The 24,334-nt window shown below is 36.4% G+C and carries 23 protein-coding genes and 1 riboswitch; of the genes, 7 read left to right on the top strand and 16 right to left on the bottom strand.

Translation table 11 applies throughout. The annotated features are described in order from the left end of the window. Nucleotides 1-14: 14 nt before the first annotated feature. Complete coding sequence (gene rlmD, locus BAU23_RS23660) at nt 15-1,391, bottom strand: 23S rRNA (uracil(1939)-C(5))-methyltransferase RlmD (RefSeq protein WP_016128253.1); 1,377 nt, start codon at nt 1,389-1,391, stop codon at nt 15-17. A 121-nt stretch (nt 1,392-1,512) separates the two neighbouring features. After that, nucleotides 1,513-1,614, top strand: a riboswitch (purine riboswitch). Between the two features lie 201 nt (nt 1,615-1,815). Here rlmD and BAU23_RS23655 point away from each other — a divergent pair. Further along, on the top strand, nt 1,816-3,012 hold the full coding sequence (locus BAU23_RS23655; RefSeq protein ID WP_001200505.1) for a NupC/NupG family nucleoside CNT transporter: 1,197 nt from the start codon (nt 1,816-1,818) through the stop codon (nt 3,010-3,012). A gap of 45 nt (nt 3,013-3,057) precedes the next feature. On the opposite strand, the gene BAU23_RS23650 is transcribed toward BAU23_RS23655, so the two are convergent. Then, entirely contained in the window at nt 3,058-3,765 is a 708-nt protein-coding gene (locus tag BAU23_RS23650) for a hypothetical protein (protein WP_071735247.1), read from the bottom strand. 503 nt (nt 3,766-4,268) lie between these two features. On the opposite strand from BAU23_RS23650, the gene BAU23_RS23645 reads away from it, so the two are divergent. After that, a complete protein-coding gene (locus BAU23_RS23645; protein ID WP_071735245.1) occupies nt 4,269-5,351 on the top strand; it encodes a polysaccharide deacetylase family protein in 1,083 nt (360 codons plus the stop codon). Between the two features lie 116 nt (nt 5,352-5,467). Next, nucleotides 5,468-6,697, top strand: a complete 1,230-nt coding sequence (locus BAU23_RS23640) for an aminopeptidase (RefSeq protein WP_000007375.1) — start codon at nt 5,468-5,470, stop codon at nt 6,695-6,697. A gap of 40 nt (nt 6,698-6,737) precedes the next feature. On the opposite strand, the gene BAU23_RS23635 is transcribed toward BAU23_RS23640, so the two are convergent. The 11 genes from BAU23_RS23635 to BAU23_RS23585 all read right to left on the bottom strand — a co-directional run bounded on the left by BAU23_RS23635 (nt 6,738) and on the right by BAU23_RS23585 (nt 18,895). After that, complete coding sequence (locus BAU23_RS23635; protein WP_000263263.1) at nt 6,738-7,061, bottom strand: DMT family transporter; 324 nt, start codon at nt 7,059-7,061, stop codon at nt 6,738-6,740. A 47-nt stretch (nt 7,062-7,108) separates the two neighbouring features. Further along, nucleotides 7,109-8,560, bottom strand: coding sequence for an NADP-dependent succinate-semialdehyde dehydrogenase (gabD, locus tag BAU23_RS23630; RefSeq protein ID WP_000358094.1), 1,452 nt, complete (start codon nt 8,558-8,560; stop codon nt 7,109-7,111). After that, entirely contained in the window at nt 8,553-9,962 is a 1,410-nt protein-coding gene (locus BAU23_RS23625) for an APC family permease (protein ID WP_071735241.1), read from the bottom strand. Before BAU23_RS23625 ends, gabD begins: the two co-directional genes overlap by 8 nt. After that, nucleotides 9,940-11,322, bottom strand: a complete 1,383-nt coding sequence (locus BAU23_RS23620; protein WP_071735239.1) for a sigma-54 interaction domain-containing protein — start codon at nt 11,320-11,322, stop codon at nt 9,940-9,942. The genes BAU23_RS23625 and BAU23_RS23620 overlap by 23 nt, the downstream gene beginning before the upstream one ends. Nucleotides 11,323-11,437: 115 nt before the next feature. Next, nucleotides 11,438-12,802 (bottom strand): 4-aminobutyrate--2-oxoglutarate transaminase, encoded by a 1,365-nt coding sequence (gene gabT, locus BAU23_RS23615; RefSeq protein ID WP_071735237.1) that lies wholly within the window; start codon nt 12,800-12,802, stop codon nt 11,438-11,440. Nucleotides 12,803-12,956: 154 nt separating this feature from the next. Then, entirely contained in the window at nt 12,957-13,703 is a 747-nt protein-coding gene (locus BAU23_RS23610; RefSeq protein WP_071735235.1) for an HAD family hydrolase, read from the bottom strand. Between the two features lie 194 nt (nt 13,704-13,897). Continuing rightward, nucleotides 13,898-14,803: a diacylglycerol kinase gene (locus tag BAU23_RS23605; protein WP_000977668.1), complete on the bottom strand. Its 906-nt coding sequence runs from the start codon at nt 14,801-14,803 to the stop codon at nt 13,898-13,900. A 509-nt stretch (nt 14,804-15,312) separates the two neighbouring features. Then, a complete protein-coding gene (gatB, locus tag BAU23_RS23600) occupies nt 15,313-16,740 on the bottom strand; it encodes an Asp-tRNA(Asn)/Glu-tRNA(Gln) amidotransferase subunit GatB (protein WP_001047688.1) in 1,428 nt (475 codons plus the stop codon). A 14-nt stretch (nt 16,741-16,754) separates the two neighbouring features. Further along, nucleotides 16,755-18,212 carry an Asp-tRNA(Asn)/Glu-tRNA(Gln) amidotransferase subunit GatA gene (gene gatA / locus BAU23_RS23595; RefSeq protein ID WP_000051452.1) on the bottom strand — a complete coding sequence of 486 codons (1,458 nt, stop codon included), beginning with the start codon at nt 18,210-18,212 and terminating at the stop codon, nt 16,755-16,757. A gap of 14 nt (nt 18,213-18,226) precedes the next feature. Continuing rightward, the gene (gene gatC, locus BAU23_RS23590) at nt 18,227-18,517 is read right to left on the bottom strand and encodes an Asp-tRNA(Asn)/Glu-tRNA(Gln) amidotransferase subunit GatC (protein WP_000086999.1); all 291 of its coding nucleotides are present in this window, start codon (nt 18,515-18,517) and stop codon (nt 18,227-18,229) included. Nucleotides 18,518-18,658: 141 nt separating this feature from the next. Beyond that, on the bottom strand, nt 18,659-18,895 hold the full coding sequence (locus BAU23_RS23585) for a YiaA/YiaB family inner membrane protein (protein WP_001254393.1): 237 nt from the start codon (nt 18,893-18,895) through the stop codon (nt 18,659-18,661). 231 nt (nt 18,896-19,126) lie between these two features. Between BAU23_RS23585 and BAU23_RS23580 the strand changes: the two genes are divergently transcribed. From BAU23_RS23580 to BAU23_RS23565, 4 genes are all read left to right on the top strand, one after another. Next, nucleotides 19,127-19,609 (top strand): MarR family winged helix-turn-helix transcriptional regulator, encoded by a 483-nt coding sequence (locus BAU23_RS23580; RefSeq protein WP_000942491.1) that lies wholly within the window; start codon nt 19,127-19,129, stop codon nt 19,607-19,609. A gap of 76 nt (nt 19,610-19,685) precedes the next feature. Next, nucleotides 19,686-20,867: an ArsA family ATPase gene (locus BAU23_RS23575; protein ID WP_002074267.1), complete on the top strand. Its 1,182-nt coding sequence runs from the start codon at nt 19,686-19,688 to the stop codon at nt 20,865-20,867. Beyond that, nucleotides 20,860-21,051 carry a DUF3926 domain-containing protein gene (locus BAU23_RS23570; RefSeq protein WP_000544100.1) on the top strand — a complete coding sequence of 64 codons (192 nt, stop codon included), beginning with the start codon at nt 20,860-20,862 and terminating at the stop codon, nt 21,049-21,051. Before BAU23_RS23575 ends, BAU23_RS23570 begins: the two co-directional genes overlap by 8 nt. Before the next feature lie 63 nt (nt 21,052-21,114). Next, on the top strand, nt 21,115-21,597 hold the full coding sequence (locus BAU23_RS23565; RefSeq protein ID WP_071735233.1) for an HXXEE domain-containing protein: 483 nt from the start codon (nt 21,115-21,117) through the stop codon (nt 21,595-21,597). 171 nt (nt 21,598-21,768) lie between these two features. On the opposite strand, the gene BAU23_RS23560 is transcribed toward BAU23_RS23565, so the two are convergent. The 3 genes from BAU23_RS23560 to BAU23_RS23550 are packed head-to-tail and all read right to left on the bottom strand — an operon-like array spanning nt 21,769 to nt 24,319. Next, on the bottom strand, nt 21,769-22,623 hold the full coding sequence (locus BAU23_RS23560) for a MetQ/NlpA family ABC transporter substrate-binding protein (protein ID WP_000721589.1): 855 nt from the start codon (nt 22,621-22,623) through the stop codon (nt 21,769-21,771). Nucleotides 22,624-22,644: 21 nt separating this feature from the next. Beyond that, nucleotides 22,645-23,310 (bottom strand): methionine ABC transporter permease, encoded by a 666-nt coding sequence (locus tag BAU23_RS23555; RefSeq protein WP_001261864.1) that lies wholly within the window; start codon nt 23,308-23,310, stop codon nt 22,645-22,647. Beyond that, complete coding sequence (locus BAU23_RS23550; RefSeq protein ID WP_016128244.1) at nt 23,300-24,319, bottom strand: methionine ABC transporter ATP-binding protein; 1,020 nt, start codon at nt 24,317-24,319, stop codon at nt 23,300-23,302. Before BAU23_RS23550 ends, BAU23_RS23555 begins: the two co-directional genes overlap by 11 nt. Between the last annotated feature and the right edge of the window lie 15 nt (nt 24,320-24,334).

Raw genomic sequence — 24,334 nt, 5'->3', positions numbered from 1 at the left:
CAACTGCTTTTCTATTATACCAACTTAAGCCAAGCTACACACTCTACATGAGTAGTATGCGGGAACATATCAACAGGTTGTACTTCCTGCGTTTTATATCCGCCTTCTTCTAGTACTTTTAAGTCACGTGCTAACGTTGCTGGGTTACATGATACGTATACGACGCGTTTTGGCTTCATATCGATGATTGTGTTTAGTAGTGCCTCATCACAACCTTTACGCGGTGGATCTACGACCATTGTGTCAGCGATTACGCCTTCTTTATACCATTTTGGAATAACTACTTCTGCTTCTCCTACACCAAATTCAGCGTTTGTCATGTTGTTTAGTGCTGCGTTTCGGTTTGCGTCTTCGATTGCTTCTGGGACGATTTCAACACCGTACACTTTTTTCGCTTTTTGTGCTAGGAATAAGGAAATTGATCCGATTCCGCAGTATGCGTCGATTACAGTTTCGTTACCATCTAATTGTGCGTATTCTAACGTTTTATCGTATAGCACTTTCGTTTGTTCTGGGTTTACTTGATAGAATGAACGTGCTGAAATCGCAAATTTAATGTCACCGATAAAGTCATAAATATATTCTGATCCGTACAGTACTGTCGTTGTGTCTCCGAAGATTACGTTTGTACGCTTCGTGTTTACGTTTTGTACAATCGATTTTACTTCAGGGAATTTCGCTGCAATTTCTTCAATGATTGCTTTTTTATTCGGCAATTCTGCTGTACGAGTAATGAAGACAAGCATAATTTCCCCTGTTACTTGCCCGTAGCGAGCCATTACGTGGCGAAGTGTTCCTTTGTTACGCTCTTCATTGTAAGCCGAAATACCGTGCTTTTCACAAATACGTTTTACTTCTTGAATTAATGTATCGTTTTCTTCCGCCTGAATTAAGCATGATTCCATATTAATGATGTCATGCGTTCCTTGACGATAGAAACCAGCCACAAGTCCACCTTCACGTTCTCCAATTGGCACTTGTGCTTTATTACGGTATACCCACGGGTTTTTCATGCCAAGTACAGGATGAACAGGAACATCGCTTAGTCCGCCGATGCGCTGCATAACGTCGCGTACTTGTTTTTCTTTCGCTTGTAATTGTCCTTCATATGTTAAGTGCTGAAGCTGACAACCGCCGCACTCGTTGTACACGGGGCATTCTGCATCTTTACGATATGGACTTTCTTGATGAAGCTTCATTAAACGACCAAACGCGAAGTTTTTCTTCACTTTAATAATTTTAATTTGCGCTTCCTCACCTGGTAATCCGTTTTTAACGAAAATAGGATATCCCTTTACTTTCGCAACACCGGCACCATCATGTGTTAAATCTTCAAACACTACATCTATAAACTCGTTTTTTTCAACTGGTGGCGTCATTTTTGTACTCATTTTCCGACCTCTCTTTTTCATAACACTGCGTTACATTTTATCATACTTATATGGTCTATTTCTATTGGAAGAAAAAAAGCTATTGACGATAGTTCTCTAGTAATGTTACGCTACTACTAATTTAATACGGACGATGTTACCTCATATATAGTCGATAATATGGATCGAGAGTTTCTACCCGGCAACCTTAAATTGCTGGACTATGGGGAAAACTAATGAATATTAGCCTATGTATAAAAAGACTCCTATTGATTAGCTTTCTCTCATAGATGAAAGTGAATCCATAGGGGTCTTTTTTTATTTTTTATTTTCAAAAAGGTCAGACATCTTACGTATGACATAAAACCTCTATTACTTTATTTTTAGTAATATAACGAGCGTTTTATGTACAAACTTTATACGAACTTCTGAAAGGGGCAACTACATGCAATATGTAATGAGCATTATCGGCATTCTTGTCGTTTTAGGTTTATGTTTTGCTTTGTCAAACAACAAAAGTAAAATCAACTTCCGTGCAATTGCTATTATGATTGGTTTTCAAATTTTAATCGGTTGGTTTATGTTTGGCACAAAGATTGGTCAACAAATCATTGTTTTCATTGGTAAAGTTTTCAACAAACTAATTAAACTTGGTACGACAGGTGTTGATTTTCTCTTTAATGGAATTCAAAGAGATTTTGTCTTTTTCTTAAATGTATTATTAATTATCGTATTTTTCTCAGCACTACTTTCAATCTTTAGTTATCTAGGTGTTTTACCATTCATCGTTCGCGTTGTCGGCGGTGCAATTTCAAAAATTACTGGTTTACCACGCGTTGAATCATTCCACGCAGTAAACTCTGTATTCTTCGGTTCAAGTGAAGCGTTAATCGTTATTAAAAATGATTTACAACATTTCAATAAAAACCGTATGTTTATCATTTGTTGTTCTGCGATGAGCTCAGTTTCTGCTTCTGTTACAGCATCATACGTAATGATGTTGGATGCGAAATATGTACTAGCAGCCCTTCCGCTAAACTTATTCTCAAGCTTAATCGTTTGTTCGTTATTAACACCAGTTGATACGAAAAAGGAAGATGAAGTGATTCAAAAATTTGATAGAAGTTTATTCGGAGACAGCTTTATCGGCGCAATGATTAACGGTGCACTTGATGGTTTAAAAGTAGCTGGTATCGTTGCCGCATTAATGATCGCCTTTATCGGTGTTATGGAAGTTGTAAACTACGTAATCAGCGCTGCTTCAGGTGCAATGGGACATGCTGTTACTTTACAACAAATCTTCGGTTATATACTTGCTCCATTCGCATTCTTAATGGGTATCCCAACTCATGATATTATCCCAGCTGGTGGTATTATGGGTACGAAGATTGTCTTAAATGAATTCGTAGCAATCCTTGATTTAAAAGGCGCTGCTGCAACATTAGATCCACGTACAGTTGGAATCGTTACTGTATTCTTAATTAGCTTCGCAAGTATTAGCCAAATTGGTGCAATCGTTGGTACAATCCGTGCCCTTTCTGAAAAGCAAGGAAGCGTCGTATCCAAATTTGGTTGGAAAATGCTATTTGCATCAACACTTGCTTCTATTTTATCTGCAACAATCGCTGGATTGTTTATTTAACAAAAAATCACCTTACTTGTTTAAGTAAGGTGATTTTTTGATGCTTTATGAAACTGAACGAAATTCAACTACTTCTTCTTTACTAATAAGCTTTCCTTCATGTATACCTTTTACTGAAATATCAATAATGGATTTATTCTCTCCTTCAAGTTTCCCCAAAGAAAATACGTAAATTAAATTTTGTTCTTTTAGCATCCATTGCTTGCCATGCCAGGGCCCCGTTATCTTTTGTTCCAAAGGTGTTTCCTCTTCTCCAACATACTGACATTCTCCAAACGAAGTTTTCACTATATTTTTCTCCGTATCAATTACTATATTATGAAATAGCTCCAGATTTTTACTTGAAATAATTTCTATCTCATGGTTACTTTTTTGCTTAAATTTAAGTTTCCCATCACTTGTATTAGATAAACTACTATTCTCAACGGCATTTCTAAAAAAATTATATTCTTCTTCCGTAACACCAAAATTAGGATGATAAGGTTTCACCTGTTTATCTATATGCCCCGATATGTAGTTTACATACCATTCTTGATCATTTTCCACATGATTTCTCATTTTTTTAGTAATACCCTCTACTTTTTTACGGGTATCACGATCCATCTCAATCGTCATAATATCCGCCGTAACTTCCGCATTCATAAGGCGTGATGGAATATACTCCTCCACACTATTCGCTTTACTCACTTCACTTTGACAACCGACTATGAATAGCGATATGAAAAGTATATATACTAGTTTTTTATATTTCATTTCTGTTCTCCACTCCGTACATCATTCTTGCTTACATTTATAGCGGTTCTTATTATAGTCTAAAATCCTAATATTTAAATAGAAATCACTCTATATATGCAAAATTGCATATTAATAAACCTTTCTCTTACTTTAAAATTAACTTAAAACATTTACCAAAATATACAAATCACAAACGAAAAATGTTATAATTTGTAAAAAATATTGGAGGATATTATGAAAGCCCACGCCCTTTTCGACTTCTTACATTTACTAGTCTTGACCATGAAAAGCTATTATTTATGGGGAATGCCTATCTATGTCTTCATTATTCCTCTTATCTTTGTAGTCGGTTATATTATTATCAATTCTAATAAAAAACGAAAGAATACATCTATTCAGAGTCACTAACCTATCCCATATCTAAAAATGATATGATGAACAAGGGTATATCCCCACCTCTCTTATAGCGGTGGGGATTTTAATGTAAGTATGCAACATAATACACAATAGAAGGTGATTTCATGAGAAAATATGCAGCAATTGCTTTATGTACGTCTGCCATTCTAGCAGGCTGTAACACAAATAATGCTAGCCCAGAACCTGCAAAAGAGAAAAAGGTACAAGAAGTAAAAAAACAAGAAGAGACTGTACAAACACAAGGTAAAATTTCTTATAATCCAATTACGCACGAATCTACAAACACAGCCATTCATATAACAGATATAAAAGATTCTTTAACCGAAGTGCAGTATAAAATTTGGCGTACTGCTGATGGAAAAGAAAATACTAAATCTTTTTCTTCTAAAGAAAAGGAGAAACAATTTACACTTCCTTTTGATATAAAAGAATTTGAAGGAAAACGCGGTGAATTCCAAATTGAAGCAACAGGAATAATAGAGGGTGGAAAAGCTATTCCACTTACGAAATCTACTATTACTTTCGAGCAAAAAGTACCTGTTCTCATGTACCACGCAATTGATGATTATCACGGGCAGGGTATTAAAGATTTATTCGTATCGCCTGCTAACTTTGAAGCTCAAATGAAGTATTTAAAAGACAATGGTTATACATTATTAACATTTGAACGTTGGGGCGATATTAATAAAGTAAATAAACCCATTTTCGTTACATTTGATGACGGTATGAAAAATAATATGAATGCATTTCGCATTTTACAAAAGCTAAAAGATGATACTTTCAAACCGACAGCAACTGAATATATGATTGTTGATAACGTTGATGTAGAAGGCGCTCTTTCTACATCTGAAATAAAAGAAATGGTTGATTCAGGTATTTTTTCTGTACAATCTCACACAGCAACACATGCAGACTTGCCGAAAATTACAAACTATGAAGAAGAATTAAAAGGATCGAAAGAGAAGCTCGAAAAAATAACAGGTAAGCCTGTTATCGCAATTGCTTATCCATTCGGTCATGTAGACGATAAAGTTGTCGCAGAAACAAAGAAATACTATCAATTTGCAACGACAACGAAACCTGGACAATTCATTACGAAGGGTGAACCTGATGAGTTGTTAAAAATGAAGCGTGTTCGCATACACCATACAACGACTGTAGAACAATTTGCTTCTTCGATTAAATAACTATTAGAGCTCAATACATTTTGAGCTCTCTTTTTACTTTATATTTATATATATTTTTAGAATTTTCTTGTATTATATATAGTAAGAAATCTTTCAAACTAAAGGAGATTATACATATGTCATTTGAACAAACGTTAGAGAAATATGCTGCTCTTGCAGTCAATGTTGGTGTTAATATTCAACCCGGACAAACTTTATCAATTAGTGCACCTCTTGAGGCTGTACAGTTTGTACGCCTCGTTACAGAAAAAGCATATAAATCTGGTGCAAAACACGTATATGTTGATTGGAATGATGAGACGTTAACACGCTTAAAGTTCGATCTAGCTCCTGAAGAAGCTTTCTCTGAATTTCCTTCTTGGAAAGCACATGCTCGTGAAGAATTAGCAAAAGAAGGCGCTGCATTTATGTCTATTTATGCAGAAAATCCGGATTTATTAAAAGGCGTAGAACCAACTCGTATCGCAACTGCTCATAAAGTAGCCGGTGAAGCGATGAAAGTATACCGTGATTACGTACAAGCGGACAAAGTAAGCTGGTGTGTCATTTCTGTTCCTACGAAAGAATGGGCTGCGAAAGTATTCCCTGATGTAGCGCCAGAGGAACAAGAAGCTAAACTATGGGATGCTATCTTCAAAGCTACTCGTGCTGATTTAGAGAATCCTGTGGAAGCATGGAAAGAACATGATGAAACGCTACATACAAAAGTAGATTACTTAAATGAAAAGCATTATAAAGCTCTTCACTATACAGGCCCTGGAACAGATTTAACGATCGAACTTCCAGAAAAGCATGTATGGGCTGGTGCTGGTAGCTTAAATGAAAAGGACGTACCATTTATGGCTAACATTCCAACTGAAGAAGTATTTACAATGCCACTTAAAACAGGTGTGAACGGCCAAGTATCTAGCACAAAACCGTTAGCATTTGCAGGTAACATTATCGATCACTTCACGTTAACATTTGAAAACGGACGTATCGTAGACTACAAAGCTGAAACTGGTGAAGAGTCTTTAAAACATTTAGTAGAAACAGATGAAGGTTCTCACTTCTTAGGAGAAGTGGCTTTAGTACCTCATGACTCACCAATTTCAAACACAAATATTTTATTCTACAATACGCTATTTGATGAAAATGCATCTTGCCACCTTGCAATCGGAAGTGCTTATGCATTCAACTTAGTTGGCGGAAAAACAATGTCTAAAGAAGAACTTGCTGAAAACGGAGCAAACACTAGTATTACACACAATGACTTCATGATCGGATCAGCTGAGCTTGATATCGATGGTATTACAGCTGATGGAAGACATGAGCCTATTTTCCGTAAAGGTAACTGGGCATTTTAATACAAATAAAAGGCTATCTTCCACACCGGAAGATAGCCTTTTATGATGCTGATGAAACCTTAAGTCCAATTACTCCTAAAACAATAAAGAGAATACAAAATGCTTGGAATAAATTAATATGCTCTTTAAAAAAGTACACACTAATGATTGTAATAAGTAGTGTTCCTACACCAGACCAAATTGCATAGGCAATACTTAAATGAATCTTTTTAACAACGATAGCAAACACACTGAAACAAATTCCATAGAATACGAAAATAAGTACGCTTGGAACGGGCTTTGTTAAACCGTTCGATAATTTCATCGCAATCGTTCCAGCCACTTCAAAAATAATTGTTACGAGTAATAATAGCCAATATACCATACTAGAATCTCCTTCTCTGTTACCTTATCGAGATTCTAGTATACTACTTATAGCCCTAACGAAATATATTTAATTTCTAAATATTCCTCGATACCGAAATGGCCTCCTTCACGGCCGATACCACTTTCTTTAAAGCCACCAAATGGTGCTTGTGCAACTGATGGAAGTCCATCATTTAAGCCGATAATTCCGTACTCTAATGCTTCGCTAATTTGGAATGCCTGACTAATATCTTTTGTGAAAATATAAGCAGCCAAGCCATATGGTGTATTATTTGCGCGTTCGATTACTTCTTCAACCGTTTTAAATTTAGCGACTGGTGCAACCGGCCCAAATGTTTCTTCATTCATACAAAGCATCGTGTCATTTGCCAATCCAATTACTGTTGGCTGAATGAAATATCCATCTAACTCTGCAAATTTATGGCCACCGTATAAAACTTCTCCACCCTTTTGAATTGCATCTTCAATATGTTCTTGTACTTTCGAAATTGCATTCGCATCAATAAGTGGACCTACAGTTGTTCCTTCACCGAATCCGTCCCCAACTTTAAGCTGCTCTACAGCTTTTGTGAACTTTCCTGCAAATTCTTCGTACACTGCTTCTTGAACGAAGACGCGGTTTGTACATATACACGTTTGTCCTGCGTTACGGAATTTCGAACCGATTACCGCTTCTACCGCTTTATCTAAATCAGCATCATTCATAATAATAAATGGAGCATGACCACCTAACTCAAGTGAAACCTTTTTCATCGTTTGTGCAGCGCTAGCCATTAATTCTTTCCCAATTTCAGTTGATCCTGTAAAGGAAACCTTTCGAACACGCTCATCTTCCATCCACGTATCAGCAATTGCTTTTGCACTACCTGTTACAATATTTATTACACCTTTTGGAATATCTGCTTCATGTGCTAATTCAACTAACTTCAATGCCGTTAATGGTGTTTGGCTCGCTGGTTTCACAACCGCTGTACAGCCCGCTGCAAGCGCTGGAGCTACCTTTCTCGTAATCATAGCAGCTGGGAAGTTCCATGGTGTAATAGCTGCCATAACCCCAACTGGTTGCTTTATAACTAAAATACGTTTATTCGGATGAGAAGCAGGAATCATTTCACCGTATACTCTCTTTCCTTCTTCTGCGTACCATTCAACAAAACTATTTGCATAATTTACTTCACCAAGTGCTTCTGCAAACGGCTTTCCTTGTTCTCTCGTCATAATTGCTGCAATTTCTTCTTTATTTTCATCAATGAGTGTGAACCATTTTTTCAACTTAACTGCGCGATCTGCTGCAGTTAATTTTGACCATGATTTAAAAGCTTCATGTGCAGCATCAACTGCTTGCTTTGCCTCTGTAATCCCGCCCTTTGGCACAGTTGCAAATACTTCCTTTGTCGCTGGATTATTTACTTCGATTTGTTCTTGCAGTGTAATCCACTCACCATTTATATACATCGCCTTTTTCTCTAAGTTTACGAACGTCGCTTTTTTATCCAATGTTTTCTTCCTCCTCTATATCTTCATTCTCATTAGAATTGTTCTTATACTTATCAAACAGCATTCTCATAAAGAAATAACCACCTAAAATCGTCCAGCCTAACACCATTAGCCATTCGTACGGCCAAATTAATGCAGCAGGCATCCCTGGCATATACAATAAAATAAAACCAATACTTAATATTACTGCTATACTCCCGACTACTTTTCCATTCTTCACGCGAAACGGTCTAGCCATATTAGGTTCTGTTTTGCGTAACTTTAAAAATGATAAACTAACTAATAAATATGAAACAACAATCCCAAGTCCACCTGCATTTACAATCCATACAAGTGCTGGTCTTCCAAGTAACGGAGCAAAAAATGATAACATCCCTAGGAACATAATCGCATTAGTAGGTGTTTTATATTTCGGATGTACTTTTCCAAACCAAGCTGGAATCATTTCATTTTTAGCCATCGCATATAACACACGACTACCTCCAATAATAAAAGCATTCCAACTTGTAACAATTCCAGCTAACCCGCCAAAGATTAAAATATTCGCAAATATTTTCGATCCAAATACTGCTCCCATCGCATCAGCAGTTGCCAATTTTGTATTCAAGAGTGCATTTTGATCTAATGCCATCGAAACTCCAACTGTAATAAGTAGATAGAATACGACCGCACAAACAACAGAGAATATTAAAAGTTTTCCAATTTCTTTAAACGGAAGATTCACTTCTTCCGCTACTTGCGGGATTACATCAAATCCGACAAACAGAAATGGAACCATTATAAGGACAGCCATTACTCCGCCTGCACCATTTATAAAAAATGGCTCTAAATTTTTTGTATCCCCGTTAAAACTAGATCCAAAAACGAGCATAATGCCCGTCGCTACAATAAATATTGTAAATATACTTTGAAATACAGCGGCTGTTTTGACACCAAAGTAGTTAATGATTGTAATAAGTAATGCCCCGCCCATTCCAATCATCGCCCACGTCAAGTATACATCCCAACCTCCTATCGTCCATAAATAAATACTTTGATAATTTGGCAGTATATAATCTACCACTGTTGGTAAAGCAACAGCTTCAAAAGTAACAACTGATACATATCCAAGTACCATTGCCCACGATGCGATAAATGCTGATTTTTTCCCAAATGCTTTTTTTACATATAGTAAACCACCGCCTGTTTCCGGCATGGCAGAAGCAAGTTCAGCATATGTTAGTCCAACGAAAATAACAAGTAATCCTCCTATAACGAAAGCAATAACTGCCCCTATAGAACCAGCCGATGTAACCCAATCCCCTGAGAGTACAACCCAACCCCATCCAAGCATGGCGCCTATCGCAAGGAAAAGAACATCAAAACGTGATAGCACTTTTTTAAGTTCCTTCTTCTCCTCCAACTATATAATCCTCCTCTATAAACTTCTTAATTTTCCTAGTAGCAGCAGATTGGCTTATTTTCAAGAATTCTGCGACTTTATAACTGGATCCATGTGTTTTGTATGTTTTTAAGATAATGTTTCGTTCCACTTCTTCTAACATTTTATAGAGACTTTGACCCGATTGCTCAACTGTAGACTCCTGCATCGATATCGGTAAATCTTCTATCGTGATAACATCGTCAGCAGTTATAACAATCCTCTCGATTACGTTTTCTATCTCTCTATTATTTCCCTCCCATGAATACCCTACAAACATTTGTAACGTACTAGGAGCTAGCTTCACATCACGTCCATACTTTTTATTAAAGTGCTGTAAATAATGATAGACTAACGGTAATATATCTTCTGTTCTTTCACGAAGCGGAGGAATTGAAATTGGGATTACATTTAGGCGGTAATACAAATCCTTCCTAAATGTTCCCTCTTTTACCATTTTACTTAAATCTCTATTCGTAGCCGCGACTATACGAACGTCTACTTTTTTTAAGTCTCTTCCTCCTACCGGCCGAAATGTTTTCTCCTGTAATACTTGCAAAAGCTTCGCTTGAATTTCAAGCGGCATTTCACCAATTTCATCTAAGAAAAGGGTCCCTTTATGTGCTGATTCTAGTAATCCCTTTTTCCCTTCACGATTTGCCCCTGTAAAAGACCCACCTGAATATCCAAAAAGCTCTGATTCAATTAAATTCGTCGGCAATGCCGCACAATTAATTTCATAGAAACTTTCATTCTTCCGGTGACTTACTTCATGCAAATGGCGTACTAATCGGCTTTTTCCTACTCCCGTCTCACCTAATACGAGAACAGTGCTATCCACCACAGATACTTTTTTGATTGTTTCGACTATTTTTTGCATAGCGATACTTTTAAAAATAAGTCCTTCGTGTTCATATGTTTCTCTTAATTCCTTTTTATATGTTTTTAACTGATTATCCATTTCCTCTACCTTTTGACGTAATTGATAGAGTTCTGTAAGATCTCGGGAATAACTAATCACTCTTCTTAAATTTCCCTCATCATCAAAAACAGGTCTTGTACGAACATGCAAATACTCTCCTGATTTCGTTGTTTGAACAAGTTCAACTGGCCTTTTCTTTTCAATTACTTCTAACGTTGCAGACGGATAAAAAATCCCTTCTTTTTGTAGTTCTTTTACATGCTTTCCTACTAATTCCTTAGCAGAGAGCTGGTAATGTCTTTCACACATACTATTTACACGCACAACGATTCCTTTATCATCTGTAACAAAAATTTCGTCAAATGCATATTCAAATACATCTTGTAAATCCATCAACACTCGTTCCTTTTCTGCAACCATCCTAGCCACTCCCTACTTCATATCCATCGATTCACTTTACTACCTTTATTATAAAGTGAATTTTCTGCATTTTATATAGAGTAAGCTAGAATGTTTGCGATTTATAATTTAGTTTTTAAACACGAGCGATGTTTGCTTGCTCATAACAAGCTTGCAATGATTCTTCAATTATTGTTAAACCTTCCTCTAGCTGCGCATCTGTAATAACTAATGGCATTAACACACGAATAACATTTCCATATGTTCCTGCTGATAGTAGAAGTAATCCGCGTTTATTTGCTTCCGCACATAAATTAGCTGCCAATGTTTTGTCAGGCGCTTTCGTCTTACGATCTTGAACGAGCTCAAATGCACACATTGCTCCTAAACCGCGCACATCACCAATGCAATTATATTTATTTTTCATCTCTTCGAATCGGCTCATTACGACTTTTCCTACTTCTATCGCTCTATCATTTAAATTCTCTTTTTCTATTACATCAAGTACTGCTAATGCAGCCGCACATCCTAGTGGGCTTCCTGCATACGTTCCGCCCAGTTCTCCCGGTGCAGACTCATTCATAATTTCTTTACGGCCAATAACACCACTAATCGGTACACCAGCACCTAATGATTTAGAAACCGTAATTAAATCTGGAACGACATCATAATGATCAATTGCAAAGTATTTTCCGGTACGACTAAAGCCTGTTTGAATTTCATCCGCTACAAATAAAATACCGTGCTCTGAACAAATGCTGCGTACTTCTTGAACAAATTTCTTACTTGGAACGATAAATCCACCTTCCCCTTGAACAGGTTCCATTACAACAGCTGCAATTGTTTCTGGTGCTACTTCTGATATGAAGAAGTTTTTAAACTCTTCAATGATAAAATCATCATACTGCTCTTCTGTTAATCCTTCTGGACGACGGTATTCATATGGGAATGGCGCTTTATATACTTCTGGAGCAAATGGGCCAAATCCAAATTTATATGGTTTTACTTTACTTGTCATCGTCATTGTCATTAATGTACGCCCGTGAAACCCTTTAGAAAATGCGATAATCCCAGGTCTCTTCGTATATTTACGAGCGATTTTCACCGCATTCTCAACTGCTTCTGCACCACTGTTTAAAAACAGGACTTGTTTATCAAAACTTCCTGGCGCTAATGCAGCAAGCTTTTCCGCTAATTCAATATATGGCTCATACATCATGACATTAAATCCCGTATGAATATATTGATCTACTTGTTTATGAAGTGCTTCTTTAACAGCTGGATGACAATGTCCTACGTTAATTGTCCCTATCGCTCCTGCAAAATCAATGTACTGATTACCATCAACATCTGTTACAAGAGCTCCATCTGCAGACTGTACGAATGTTGGAATACCATTACTTACTCCTTTTGGTACTATATTTTGGCGGCGTTCTAATAAAGACGCTGCTTTCGGTCCTGGAATTTGTTCATTTACTTTAGCAAATTTTTTTGTGTTCATTGTGTACCCCATCCTTTTCTATACAATGTTTTCTCTTTATATTGCAAGATGTATGCCAACTTCCCCTTTCTAGTATTCATCCCATTCTCTTAATATCGCGGCATAAAAAATAAGTCTATAAAGACTCATAAAGAGTCTTTATAGACTTATCCGTTTATACATTAGACTTTCCTTGTTTCCAAATAAACTCACTTGAATGAGAAATTAAATCTTCAACAGATTGTAACACTAAATCTGCAAGTGGTTCTAACGTTTGACGATCACCCGTACCAGATAGTACGCCAATTGCATAGCAGTCGCCACCATTTTTCGCTAAATGTAAATCCGTCGGTGTATCCCCGACGACCGCTACTTCATATGTTTCTAAATTAAATCTCTCACAAAACGATTCTACAATTCTTTTATCTGGTTTCTGTGCCGGAAACGTATCTGAGGCTATGACACAATCAAAAAAGGGCTCTAATTGATACTGCTTTAAAAATAATTCTGTCGGTGCAAAATCATCAGCTGTGACGACACCTAAAATAAACCCTCTATCCTTTAATACTTGTAAAATTTTTGGTAAATCTGCCGTCATTCTCATATGTTCTCGATGCTCATACATAAGAGAAAACAATTTTTCACTTACCCATTCATGCATCTCTTCTTCTCTAGATGATACGATATATTTACAAATCCCCTTCGCTACATCAAGGCTCGTTCCTGCTGCTAGCGCACTATGCGGATGAACGACTGCTCCGTCCACGCCAATCTCTTTTAATATAACCTGCTGCATTGATTCTGGTAATTGATATAAATTTATACATTCAGCTACAAGCTCTTCTGCTACTTTTATCCAAATTGAATGAAAATCCATTAATGTCCCATCTTTATCAAATAATATTGCTTTTACCTTCTCCATAGCATCCTACCTCTCATTTCTTATCTCTTCTAGTTTATCAATAAAATATGGATATAAAATAAACGGTTTGTAAAAATACCATGAAAATCAAACTAACTTCCAATTTACAATTCATCTGTATAAAGTGAAACTTTAATCAGCGAGAGAGTCTTATTACTCGCAAATAGTGAGATAAAAGCAAAAAAAAGATGCCTTTACAGGGCATCCTCTTGATGTTCAGGAACAAATAGTTCCAGACAATGATATATATTTTCGAATTCCATCGGTGCATCTCCACCATATTCACCATCTAAATTAATCATTAGTTTATCTGGTGAATGCACTTTAATTCGATTCGCTTGTGTATATAGCACTTTTGGATTGTTAATATGTTCCCCACGCTGCGCTTGTGTTGCTGCTTTAATTAAATCAGCGATAGAACCTTTTTTCAGCACTAATAAATCAAATAACCCATCGTTAATAGACGCATATGGTGCTACCTTTTCAAATCCACCAACTGAACGAGTATTTGTAATTAAAAACATCGTAATTTCTTCTTGTAGTAACTTCCCATCATACTCGATTTCAACATATGTTGGATGTAATGATGGTAACATTTCGATTCCTTTTAAATAGTAAGCAAGTTGACCTAATACCGTTTTCAGCTTACTTGGCACTTCATATGTTAATTCTGTAATACGGCCGCCACCAGCGATATTAATGAAATATGTATCATTCGCTCTACCAAGATCTAACGGAACTGTTTTCCCTTCACAAATAATATCCGCAGCCTCTTCAATAGCACGAGGTACACCGATCGCACGCGCAAAATCATTTGTCGTTCCAACTGGAATAATTCCAAACTTTGGACGATGTTCATGTCCTACTAAACCGTTCACCACTTCATTTAACGTACCATCACCACCAGCTGCGATAACAACATCAAACTTACGATCCGCAGCTTGCCTCGCCGCCACAGTTGCATCTCCAGGACCAGTTGTCGCATGACAAGATGCTTCATATCCAGCTTGTTCTAATTTTTGTAATACTTCTGGTAAGCTCTTCTTAAATAACTCGCGTCCAGAAGTAGGGTTATAAATAATCCTTGCTCGCTTCATCATGTATTAGCACAGGAAATTCTTTATTCATTGAAAAAAGAATACACCGAACCCTTATTCAGTATCCCTATGCCTACCTCCTCTCATCTTCCTATCCTTCTTTTATCCCGCTCAAACAGGCAGTAAGAACCCGATTCGTGTAGTCCATCATAAGTAACATTCTCTCATAATGGTTTTGCTTTATTTGACAAAAAAATTTATGTCCATCTATTTCCTCACAACAATTTACATATAACGAATAATAATTATCTATTATTTCATGAGATGAAAAAAACCTCTATGTCTAGATTTATCATTATTCCCACCTTTTTGCAACTATCATACCATAGTTGCTATACAAACATTTTTTCACTTTTGACAGTTAATCAAACGTTTATTTAAATTATTTTTCACCATTTAAACAAACGTTTGATTAACTCAGAAAAAACACCCAAATACGGGTGTTTTTTCTGTTTAATCTTTAAGAATCTATACTATTTTAGCGCTCAAAAATAAGAATTCCTCTTTTATTTTTATCGCTTATTAATCTCTTCAAGTAAGATTTTGTTAACAAGCGGTGGGTTAGCTTGTCCTTTTGTCGCTTTCATAATTTGACCAACTAAGAAGCCAATTGCACGGTCTTTACCGTTTTTAAAGTCTTCGATAGATTGCTCATTATTATCAAGAATTTCTGTTACAACCTTACGAAGTGTACCTTCGTCAGAAATTTGAACAAGACCTTTCGCTTTAACGATTTCTTCTGGGTCTCCACCTTTTTCAATTAATTCGTTAAATACTTTCTTCGCGATTTTAGAAGAAATTGTACCTTTTTCAATTAATTGAACCATTTTAGATAAACCAGCAGGCGTTAATGCAACGTCTTTTAATTCTTTTTGCTGTTTGTTTAAGTATGCAAGCACTTCACCCATTAACCAGTTTGATGTTAATTTCGCATCTGCTCCATCTTCAATTGCTGCTTCAAAGAAATCAGACATCTCTTTCGTTAATGTTAATACGTGTGCATCATAAGCTGGCAAGCCAATTTCTGCAACATAGCGAGCTTTACGTGCATCTGGAAGTTCTGGAATCGAAGCACGAATTTCTTCTTTCCACTCATCATCGATGTAAAGTTCAACTAAGTCTGGCTCTGGGAAGTAACGGTAATCGTCAGATCCTTCTTTCACACGCATTAAGATTGTTTTCTTCGTTGCTTCATCATAACGACGTGTTTCTTGTTGGATGATACCACCAGATAATAATTCTTTTTCTTGGCGCACTTGCTCATGCTCAAGACCTTTTTGTACGTAAGTGAATGAGTTTAAGTTTTTCAGTTCTGCTTTTGTACCGAATTTCTCTTGTCCAACAGGACGAAGTGAAATATTCGCATCACAACGAAGAGAACCTTCTTCCATCTTACAATCAGATACGCCTGTATATTGAATGATTGATTTTAACTTCTCTAAGTATGCATATGCTTCTTCTGGAGTACGCATATCTGGCTCAGATACGATCTCGATTAAAGGCATACCTTGACGGTTGTAGTCTACTAATGAACCATCAGCTGTATGCGTTGATTTACCAGCATCTTCTTCTAAATGAAGACGTGTAATACCGATACGTTTCTTTTTACCGTCTACTTCGATTTCAATCCAACCATTTTCACCAATCGGCTTATCAAATTGAGAGATTTGGTAAGCTTTCGGATTATCTGGGTAGAAATAGTTTTTACGGTCGAACTTCGTTTCCGTTGCGATTTCACAGTTTAATGCCATTGCAGCTTTCATTGCAAAGTTAACTGCTTCTTTATTTAAAGTAGGAAGTACCCCTGGGTATCCTAAGTCAATTACACTTGTTTGTGTATTTGGCTCCGCTCCGAATTCTGTTGGACTCGCAGAGAAAATTTTCGAATTTGTTTTTAACTCAACGTGAACCTCTAAACCAATAATTGTTTCTAAATTCATCTATGCTCGCCTCCTTACAGACTTGCTTTTTTTGTATGATAGTCTGTTGCTTGCTCAAACGCATGTGCAACGCGGTAAATTGTCGATTCATCGAAGTGTTTACCAATGATTTGTAGACCAAGTGGCATGTTGTTAGCACCGAATCCACATGGGATAGAAATCGCTGGAACACCCGCTAAGTTTACTGGGATTGTTAAAATGTCATTTGCATACATTGTCATTGGATCGTCCACTTTTTCGCCCACTTTAAATGCCGGAGTTGGCGTTGTTGGTCCGATAATAACATCATAGTTAGCAAATACATTTTCAAAGTCGTTTTTAATTAATGTACGTACTTGTTGTGCTTTTTTGTAATATGCATCATAGTAACCAGAGCTAAGAGCAAATGTACCAAGCATAATACGACGTTTTACTTCATCTCCGAAACCTTCGCTACGTGTGTTTTTGTAAAGATCTAATAAGTTATTTACATTATCAGAACGAACACCGTAACGTACGCCATCAAAGCGTGAAAGGTTAGCAGATGCTTCAGAAGAAGATAATAAGTAATACGTTGCTAGAGCGTATTTAGAGTGTGGAAGAGATACTTCCTCCCAAGTTGCGCCCATACCTTCTAACACTTTTAACGCAGCTAGTACTGACTCACGAGCTTCTTCGCCAACACCTTCGCCTAAGTATTCTTTCGGTACAGCAATGCGTAAACCTTTAACGTCGCCTGTTAAACCAGCTAAGTAGTTTCCAACTTCAACGTTTGCAGAAGTTGCATCCATACGATCAATACCTGAAATAGCTTGTAATAAGTATGCATTGTCTTCTACTGTACGCGTAATCGGTCCGATTTGGTCAAGTGAAGATGCGAATGCTACTAATCCGTAACGAGATACGCGTCCGTAAGTTGGTTTTAAACCTACAACGCCGCAATATGCAGCTGGCTGACGGATAGAACCACCCGTATCAGAACCTAGAGAGAATAATACTTCTCCTGCTGCTACAGCTGCTGCAGAACCACCACTAGATCCGCCTGGAACGTAATCTAAGTTCCATGGGTTTTTCGTAGCGTAGAAACCTGAGTTTTCATTTGAAGAACCCATTGCGAACTCGTCCATATTTAATTTACCGATTGTAACTGTGTCAGCAGCTTTTAGCTTTTGTACAACTGTCGCATCGTAAATTGGATCGAAATTTGCTAACATTTTGCTCGCACAAGTTGTACGAAGACCGTTAGTTACAATGTTATCTTTTACACCGATTGGCATACCGAATAATAAGCCATTATCCTCAGCACCAATCTTTGCATCTAATTCTTTCGCTTTCGCGCGTGCATTTTCTTCATCTAATGTAAGAAAAGCTTTTACGTTATCTTCAACATCCGAAATACGTTTGTAAGATTCTTCTACTAAATCCGTAACGGAAATTTCTTTGTTGTTTAATTTCTTATGTAACTCTGATACCGAATGATCAAATAATGACATCGAAATTCCCTCCTCTATTCTAATACTGCTGGAACACGGATTTGATTATCTTTGTGATCCGGTGCATTTTTTAATACTTCTTCTACTGGTAAACCTTTTTCTGGTACATCTTCACGCATAACATTTTTCATAGTTAATACGTGAGTTGTTGGTTTTACATCAGTTGTATCTAATTCATTTAACTGTTCTGCAAATGTAACAATTGCATCTAGTTGTTTTTGGAATTTTTCTGCTTCTTGATCAGTAATTGCAAGACGTGCTAAATGTGCTACGTGCTTTACATTCTCAACGGAAATTCTTGACACGGCTAGGCCACCTCCATAATATATCGTTCAATCTACAATACTATTGATGATACCAAATTTTCAGTACTTCAAGCAAGTCAACACACGGCACTTACGGTATTTTTACATAAAAAAAGAAAGGCAAATGCCTTTCTTTACGATTTACTCTTTATCTAACGGTTTATTTTTTGGAAATCTCTCGTTATCCTCTTCATTATCACGAATTGTTTTTTGTAACACAAAACAAGACATTGTTAAAAATAATGTTCCAATTAAATAGTATCCTTTTACACTAAGCGTTTCATCTAACGTATAAATCCCAATTAGCATACCTGAAAGCGCGCAAACAAATGAAGTCCATGCTAAAAACGTGAACGCTTGCGTATTTCGTCTTCTCATCGTTCTCCCCCTCGTTAGCTATACACCCATTATAGATAAATATATTTATCATGATGGATTTTTATGTAAATTCTATTTTGCTATTTATAAATCTATCATAAAAAAATATTATTTTAAAGATAGATTTCTGTCTAATCTGAAAAAACAGTTAAAATTATTGACATTTATTTCAATTCCACATAAAATAAAAACAAATATTACGAACCTCGAAATATACGGGAGTGGAAATAATTGCTGCAATATGAACATTTTTTAGACTTACTGCTAGATAACGCCAAGAAACTTTTCTATCCTGAAGAATGGGTAAGCCTTGATTTAACACTTTCTAAAACAGAAGTATTTTGTTTACTTTGGATGGAGCGCAATACAGATATTACAATGACAAAAATCGCCGACCTTCTTGATATACCGATGAGTACAACGACAGGCGTTGTAAACCGTCTTGTAAAAAAGGGGTATATTGAGCGCTACCGGAATGAAAGCGATCGACGTATTGTATTAATTCGCTTAACAGAAAACGGCGTAATGCTCGTTCAAGAAGTAAAACAAAATGCAGCCCATTACTTTAGCCTAGTGACAGACGCATTGTCAGAAGAAGAAAAAGCATTCTTACTACAAATATTCCAAAAGATCATGAATCACATTGCTACGTCACAGCAAAAAACAGAAGAAAAGGTTTCTACACCTAAAATGAAAAACATTCCGATTGAATAAGACCCTAGTTGGGTTTTTATTCAATTAAATATTTCGACACTCGTAATATTCGATATTCGAAACAAAGGGGATATTAATGATGAGAATTATTCTGTATACAGGTAAAGGCGGCGTAGGAAAAACTAGCATTTCAGCAGCAACAGCAATCCAAAGTGCAAAACAAGGATTAAAAACATTAGTAATGAGTACAGATCCTGCTCATAGCTTAGGAGATTCATTTGGCATAAAACTATCTTCTGAGCCATTAGAAATTCGTAAAAATTTATGGGCACAAGAGATTAATACGATTTATGAAATGGAAAAAGGCTGGGGGAAATTGCAGAAATATATTACACTACTCTTCACTTCCAAAGCAGCTGATGATATTACAACAGAAGAATTAACGATGTTCCCTGGTATGGAAGATTTAATTAGCTTACTTCGAGTACTCGATTACTATAAAAACAACACTTACGACGTCATCATTATTGATTGCGCACCGACTGGAGAAACTTTAGCAATGCTTAGCTTTCCAGACATGCTCGGCTGGTGGATGGAAAAACTCTTTCCTATTAAAAGGAAGATTTTAAAAGTTGTTCGTCCTGTAGCTCAACCACTTCTTGGTGTCCCCCTTCCAACCGATGATATTATGGACGAATTAACAAATACACTTGAACAGCTTGGAGAAATGAGAGATATTTTATCAAACCGAGAGGTAACAAGTATCCGCATCGTTGTAAATCCTGAAAAAATGGTCATTAAAGAAGCTCAGCGCAGCTTTACGTATTTAAACTTATACGATTATAACGTTGATGCCATTATGATTAACCGCGTCATCCCTAACACTGTTACCGACCCTTACTTTCAGGCATGGAAAGATACACAAAAGAAATATAAGGCGTTAATTAAAGATAGTTTTCAGCCACTTCCTATTTACGAAGCTCCCATGTTTGAACAAGAAGTTGTTGGTTTACCTATGTTAGAGCGTGTAGGAAATGCTTTATTTAAATCAGACCCTTCTCCTACTGAAGTGAAATTTAATGGCCGCACACAATATGTGAAAAAAGATGGCGATGAGTATATTTTCGTTCTATCCATTCCCTTCTCAAACAAAAGTGAACTTTCATTAAATCAAAAAGGTGATGAACTTATTATTCGAGCTGGTTCTGTTAAACGGAACATCACATTACCAAAAACATTAACACACCTTTCTATTCAAGGAGCGAAGTTTGAAGAAGATGTACTAAACATTCGGTTTGGAGGTGTAGTGCATGCATGAGGAGCTACTAAGAAGAATAATTCGTACAAAAATAAAAGTCGGTATGCGTATATTAGAAGAGCTACCGAATCCGATTCAGCAATCAGCTAAGCAAGCACTAAATATTTTGCAAGAGGAGCTCTCCTCTTATGCGGAAGAACAACCGCAACCTGAGAGTAATTTAAAAAGCATCATAATTGAATAACTATACCCTTGTAGAAAGCCTTTTCTTATAGGCTTTCTATCCCTTTATTGGAGCTGATATAAGTTGATTAAAACATCTTCAACAAGACATTTCACCACTAATATAATCTGGCTAATCCCCCTTCTATTCTTTTTTCATAACCTCGAAGAAGCTTTCCGAATGCCACAATATATCGCTAATCGATTTTCAATCCATTTTATAACTAACAAACAATTTTTCATTGCAATTTCCATATTAACAACCTTCGTCTTAATCATAGTCATTCTATATCAATTAAGCATCATATCTTCTATTTACTTGATCCTTTTTATACAGAGCTGTATCTTCTTTAACGCCGTTCAGCATATTATCTTGTATTTCATTTATCGTTCTTATAATCCTGGGGTAATATCAGCCGTTTTCATTGTCATCTTTTCTATTTTCTTCTTGTTATCCGAAAAATACTTCATTCATAAAAAGCAATTCGTAATTACACTCCTTTTCAGCTTATTTTCTTATCCCGTTATAACTTGGATTACCTTACTATTTGCTAGCTATTTTCATTAATAAAAAAAAGACCAGGAAAACTCCTGGTCCATCACTCTACTTAACAAACATTGGATTCTATGTTATACAAAATTGGAAGGTACAGAATTAGGGTTTTGTTTGTTAAGTAGATTCTATGTTGAACGAGCTAACAGCGGAGGGGTTCCTACTGTTAGTCGTTAAACCCAATAATTATTTTACGATTTTTTCAAGCTCCTCAAGTGAAAGATCTACTGAAATTGAACCATCATTCGTTTCTTTCTTAATTGCATCTGTTACTTCTTTTGAATGATACAATTCAATTACTTTTTTCAGCGTTGGATCATCTTTGTCTTTCGTACGAGCTGCGAAAATATTAATATAAGGTTTCGCATTTTCATTCTTTGGATCTTCTAAGAAAATAGGATCCTTCGCTGGATCTAATCCAGCTTGACCAGCAACACCATTATTAATAACTGAAGCTGCTACATCTTTTAATACACGAGGTGTTTGCTGTGCGATAACCGGTGTAATCTTTAGCTTCTTCGGATTTTCAGCGATACCACTTGGATCCCCAAATAGGCCGAAATCTTTCTTAAGCTTTAATAATCCAGCTGCATCAAGAAGTTTTAATGCGCGTGCTTGGTTCGTTGGATCATTTGGAATAGCAATTTCTGAACCATCTGGGATTTCATTTGCTTTCTTATATTTTTCAGAGTATAAGCCCATTGGTGCAATTTGCGTTGTACCGACAGCTGTAATATCTAACTTATGCTCCTTTTTAAATTGCTCTAAGAAAGCGATATGCTGGAATGAGTTTAATTCAATATCTCCATCAGCTAACGCTTTATTTGGCGTTGTGTAATCAGAGAACTCAACCAGTTTAATTTTAATCCCTTCTTTTTCAGCTTTTTTCTTCAAAATTTCCCAAGCGTCTCCATCTGTTCCAGTTACACCGACGCGAACTACTTTCTCTTTCGCTCCTGCACCCGTATCTCCACCTGAGCAGCCGCTTAAAGCTGTAATTCCTACGATCGCTGATAATGCAAATGCTAAAATTTTCTTCATTTTCTTTTCCCCTCTTCCTTTTTATGATCTACGTAAAAAGACTTTTGCAAAGTAGTTTCCTAAATTTTGAGCTATTTGTACGAGAATAATAAGTAAAACAACCGTTACAAACATAACTGACGTATCAAAACGTTGATAACCATATGTCATTGCTAAGTCACCAAGACCGCCACCACCGACAAGCCCAGCAACTGCAGAAAATTCAATTAAACCAACTGTCATAAACGTAACACCCAAGATTAATGGCGCTAACGCTTCTGGCACAAGAATTTCAAAAACAATTCTAATTGGTGAAGCTCCCATTGCTTGCGCTGCTTCAATTACCCCTTTCGGAACAGAAACCAGATTTGTTTCAACCATTCTAGCAATACCAATTGATGCAACTAACGTCATTGGGAAGATTGCTGCTGCTGTTCCAATCGTCGTTCCGATAACACTTCTTGTTAGTGGGCTTAAAGCTACTAAAAAGATAATGAATGGAACCGGACGAATTGTATTAATTATGATATTAAGAATAGAAAAGACCCATTTATTTTCTAAAAAGTTTCCTTTTCTCGTTACATACAACAGTAAACCTAGAGGTATACCGAGAATTGTAGCAAATATAAGAGTTACAATTACCATTAAGAGGGTATCCCCCGTCGCATCTAATATGCGAGGCCAAAATATACTCCAATCAACTCGCATGAGCTTCTACCTCCTTCAGCTGCACTTGCAGTCTTAGATGTTGTAATGCTTTTTGAATCTCTCTTTGTTCACCTTGTAGTTCTACTAGAAGATTTCCAAATAAAACATTTTGGAGTTCAATAATATTTCCGTAAAGAACATTTACATCAACGTTATAATTTTTCGCAATATATGATAGTACAGGCTGTCCTGTCTCCTCACCAGTAAACGTTAAGCGGTAAATCTGACCTCCGTTTTGAATTTTCGCTAGCACACTTTCCGGTAAGTGATCATTAATAACAGAACGTACAAAGTTTTGAGTTGTTTTTGTTTTTGGTTGTGTGAAAACGTCAAATAGTTTCCCTTCTTCAATAACTTTCCCCTTCTCCATTACAGCTACACGGTGACAAATTTCTTTCACCACGTGCATTTCATGTGTAATAAGAAGAATCGTTACATTGTATTCTCGATTTACTTTCTTTAATAAGTTTAATATCTCTGTCGTCGTTTCTGGATCTAAAGCTGATGTTGCCTCATCACATATAAGAATATCTGGCGATGTTGCAAGTGCCCTAGCAATACCAACACGTTGCTTTTGACCACCTGATAGTTGCTCTGGATAATAGTTTGCTTTATCTTCTAATCCTACAAACTTCAGCAGTTCATTTACTCTTTCTTTTATTTCATTCTTTGATACTTTCGCTAACCTTAATGGATAAGCAATATTCCCAAACACTGTTCTTGAATTAAATAAATTAAAACTTTGAAAAATCATCCCGATTCTTTGTCTTAGCTTCCTTAATTCTTTCGTCGATAATGATGTAATATCTTTATCATCTATTGAAATCGTTCCCTCAGTTGGTCTCTCTAGCATGTTTACTAAACGTAATAACGTACTCTTTCCAGCACCACTAAATCCGATAATGCCAAAAATTTCTCCCTTTTCAACTGATAGCGTTACATCCTCCACTGCATGAACAAATTGCCCACCTGATTCATATACTTTACTTATATTGTTAAAAGAAATCATTTTCTTCCCTCCTAT

Origin of the sequence: Bacillus nitratireducens (assembly GCF_001884135.1) — a bacterium.
Classification (GTDB): domain Bacteria; phylum Bacillota; class Bacilli; order Bacillales; family Bacillaceae_G; genus Bacillus_A; species Bacillus_A nitratireducens.
The sequence above is the reverse complement of the archived record's forward strand: the minus strand, read 5'-3'. Positions and strand labels throughout refer to the sequence as shown.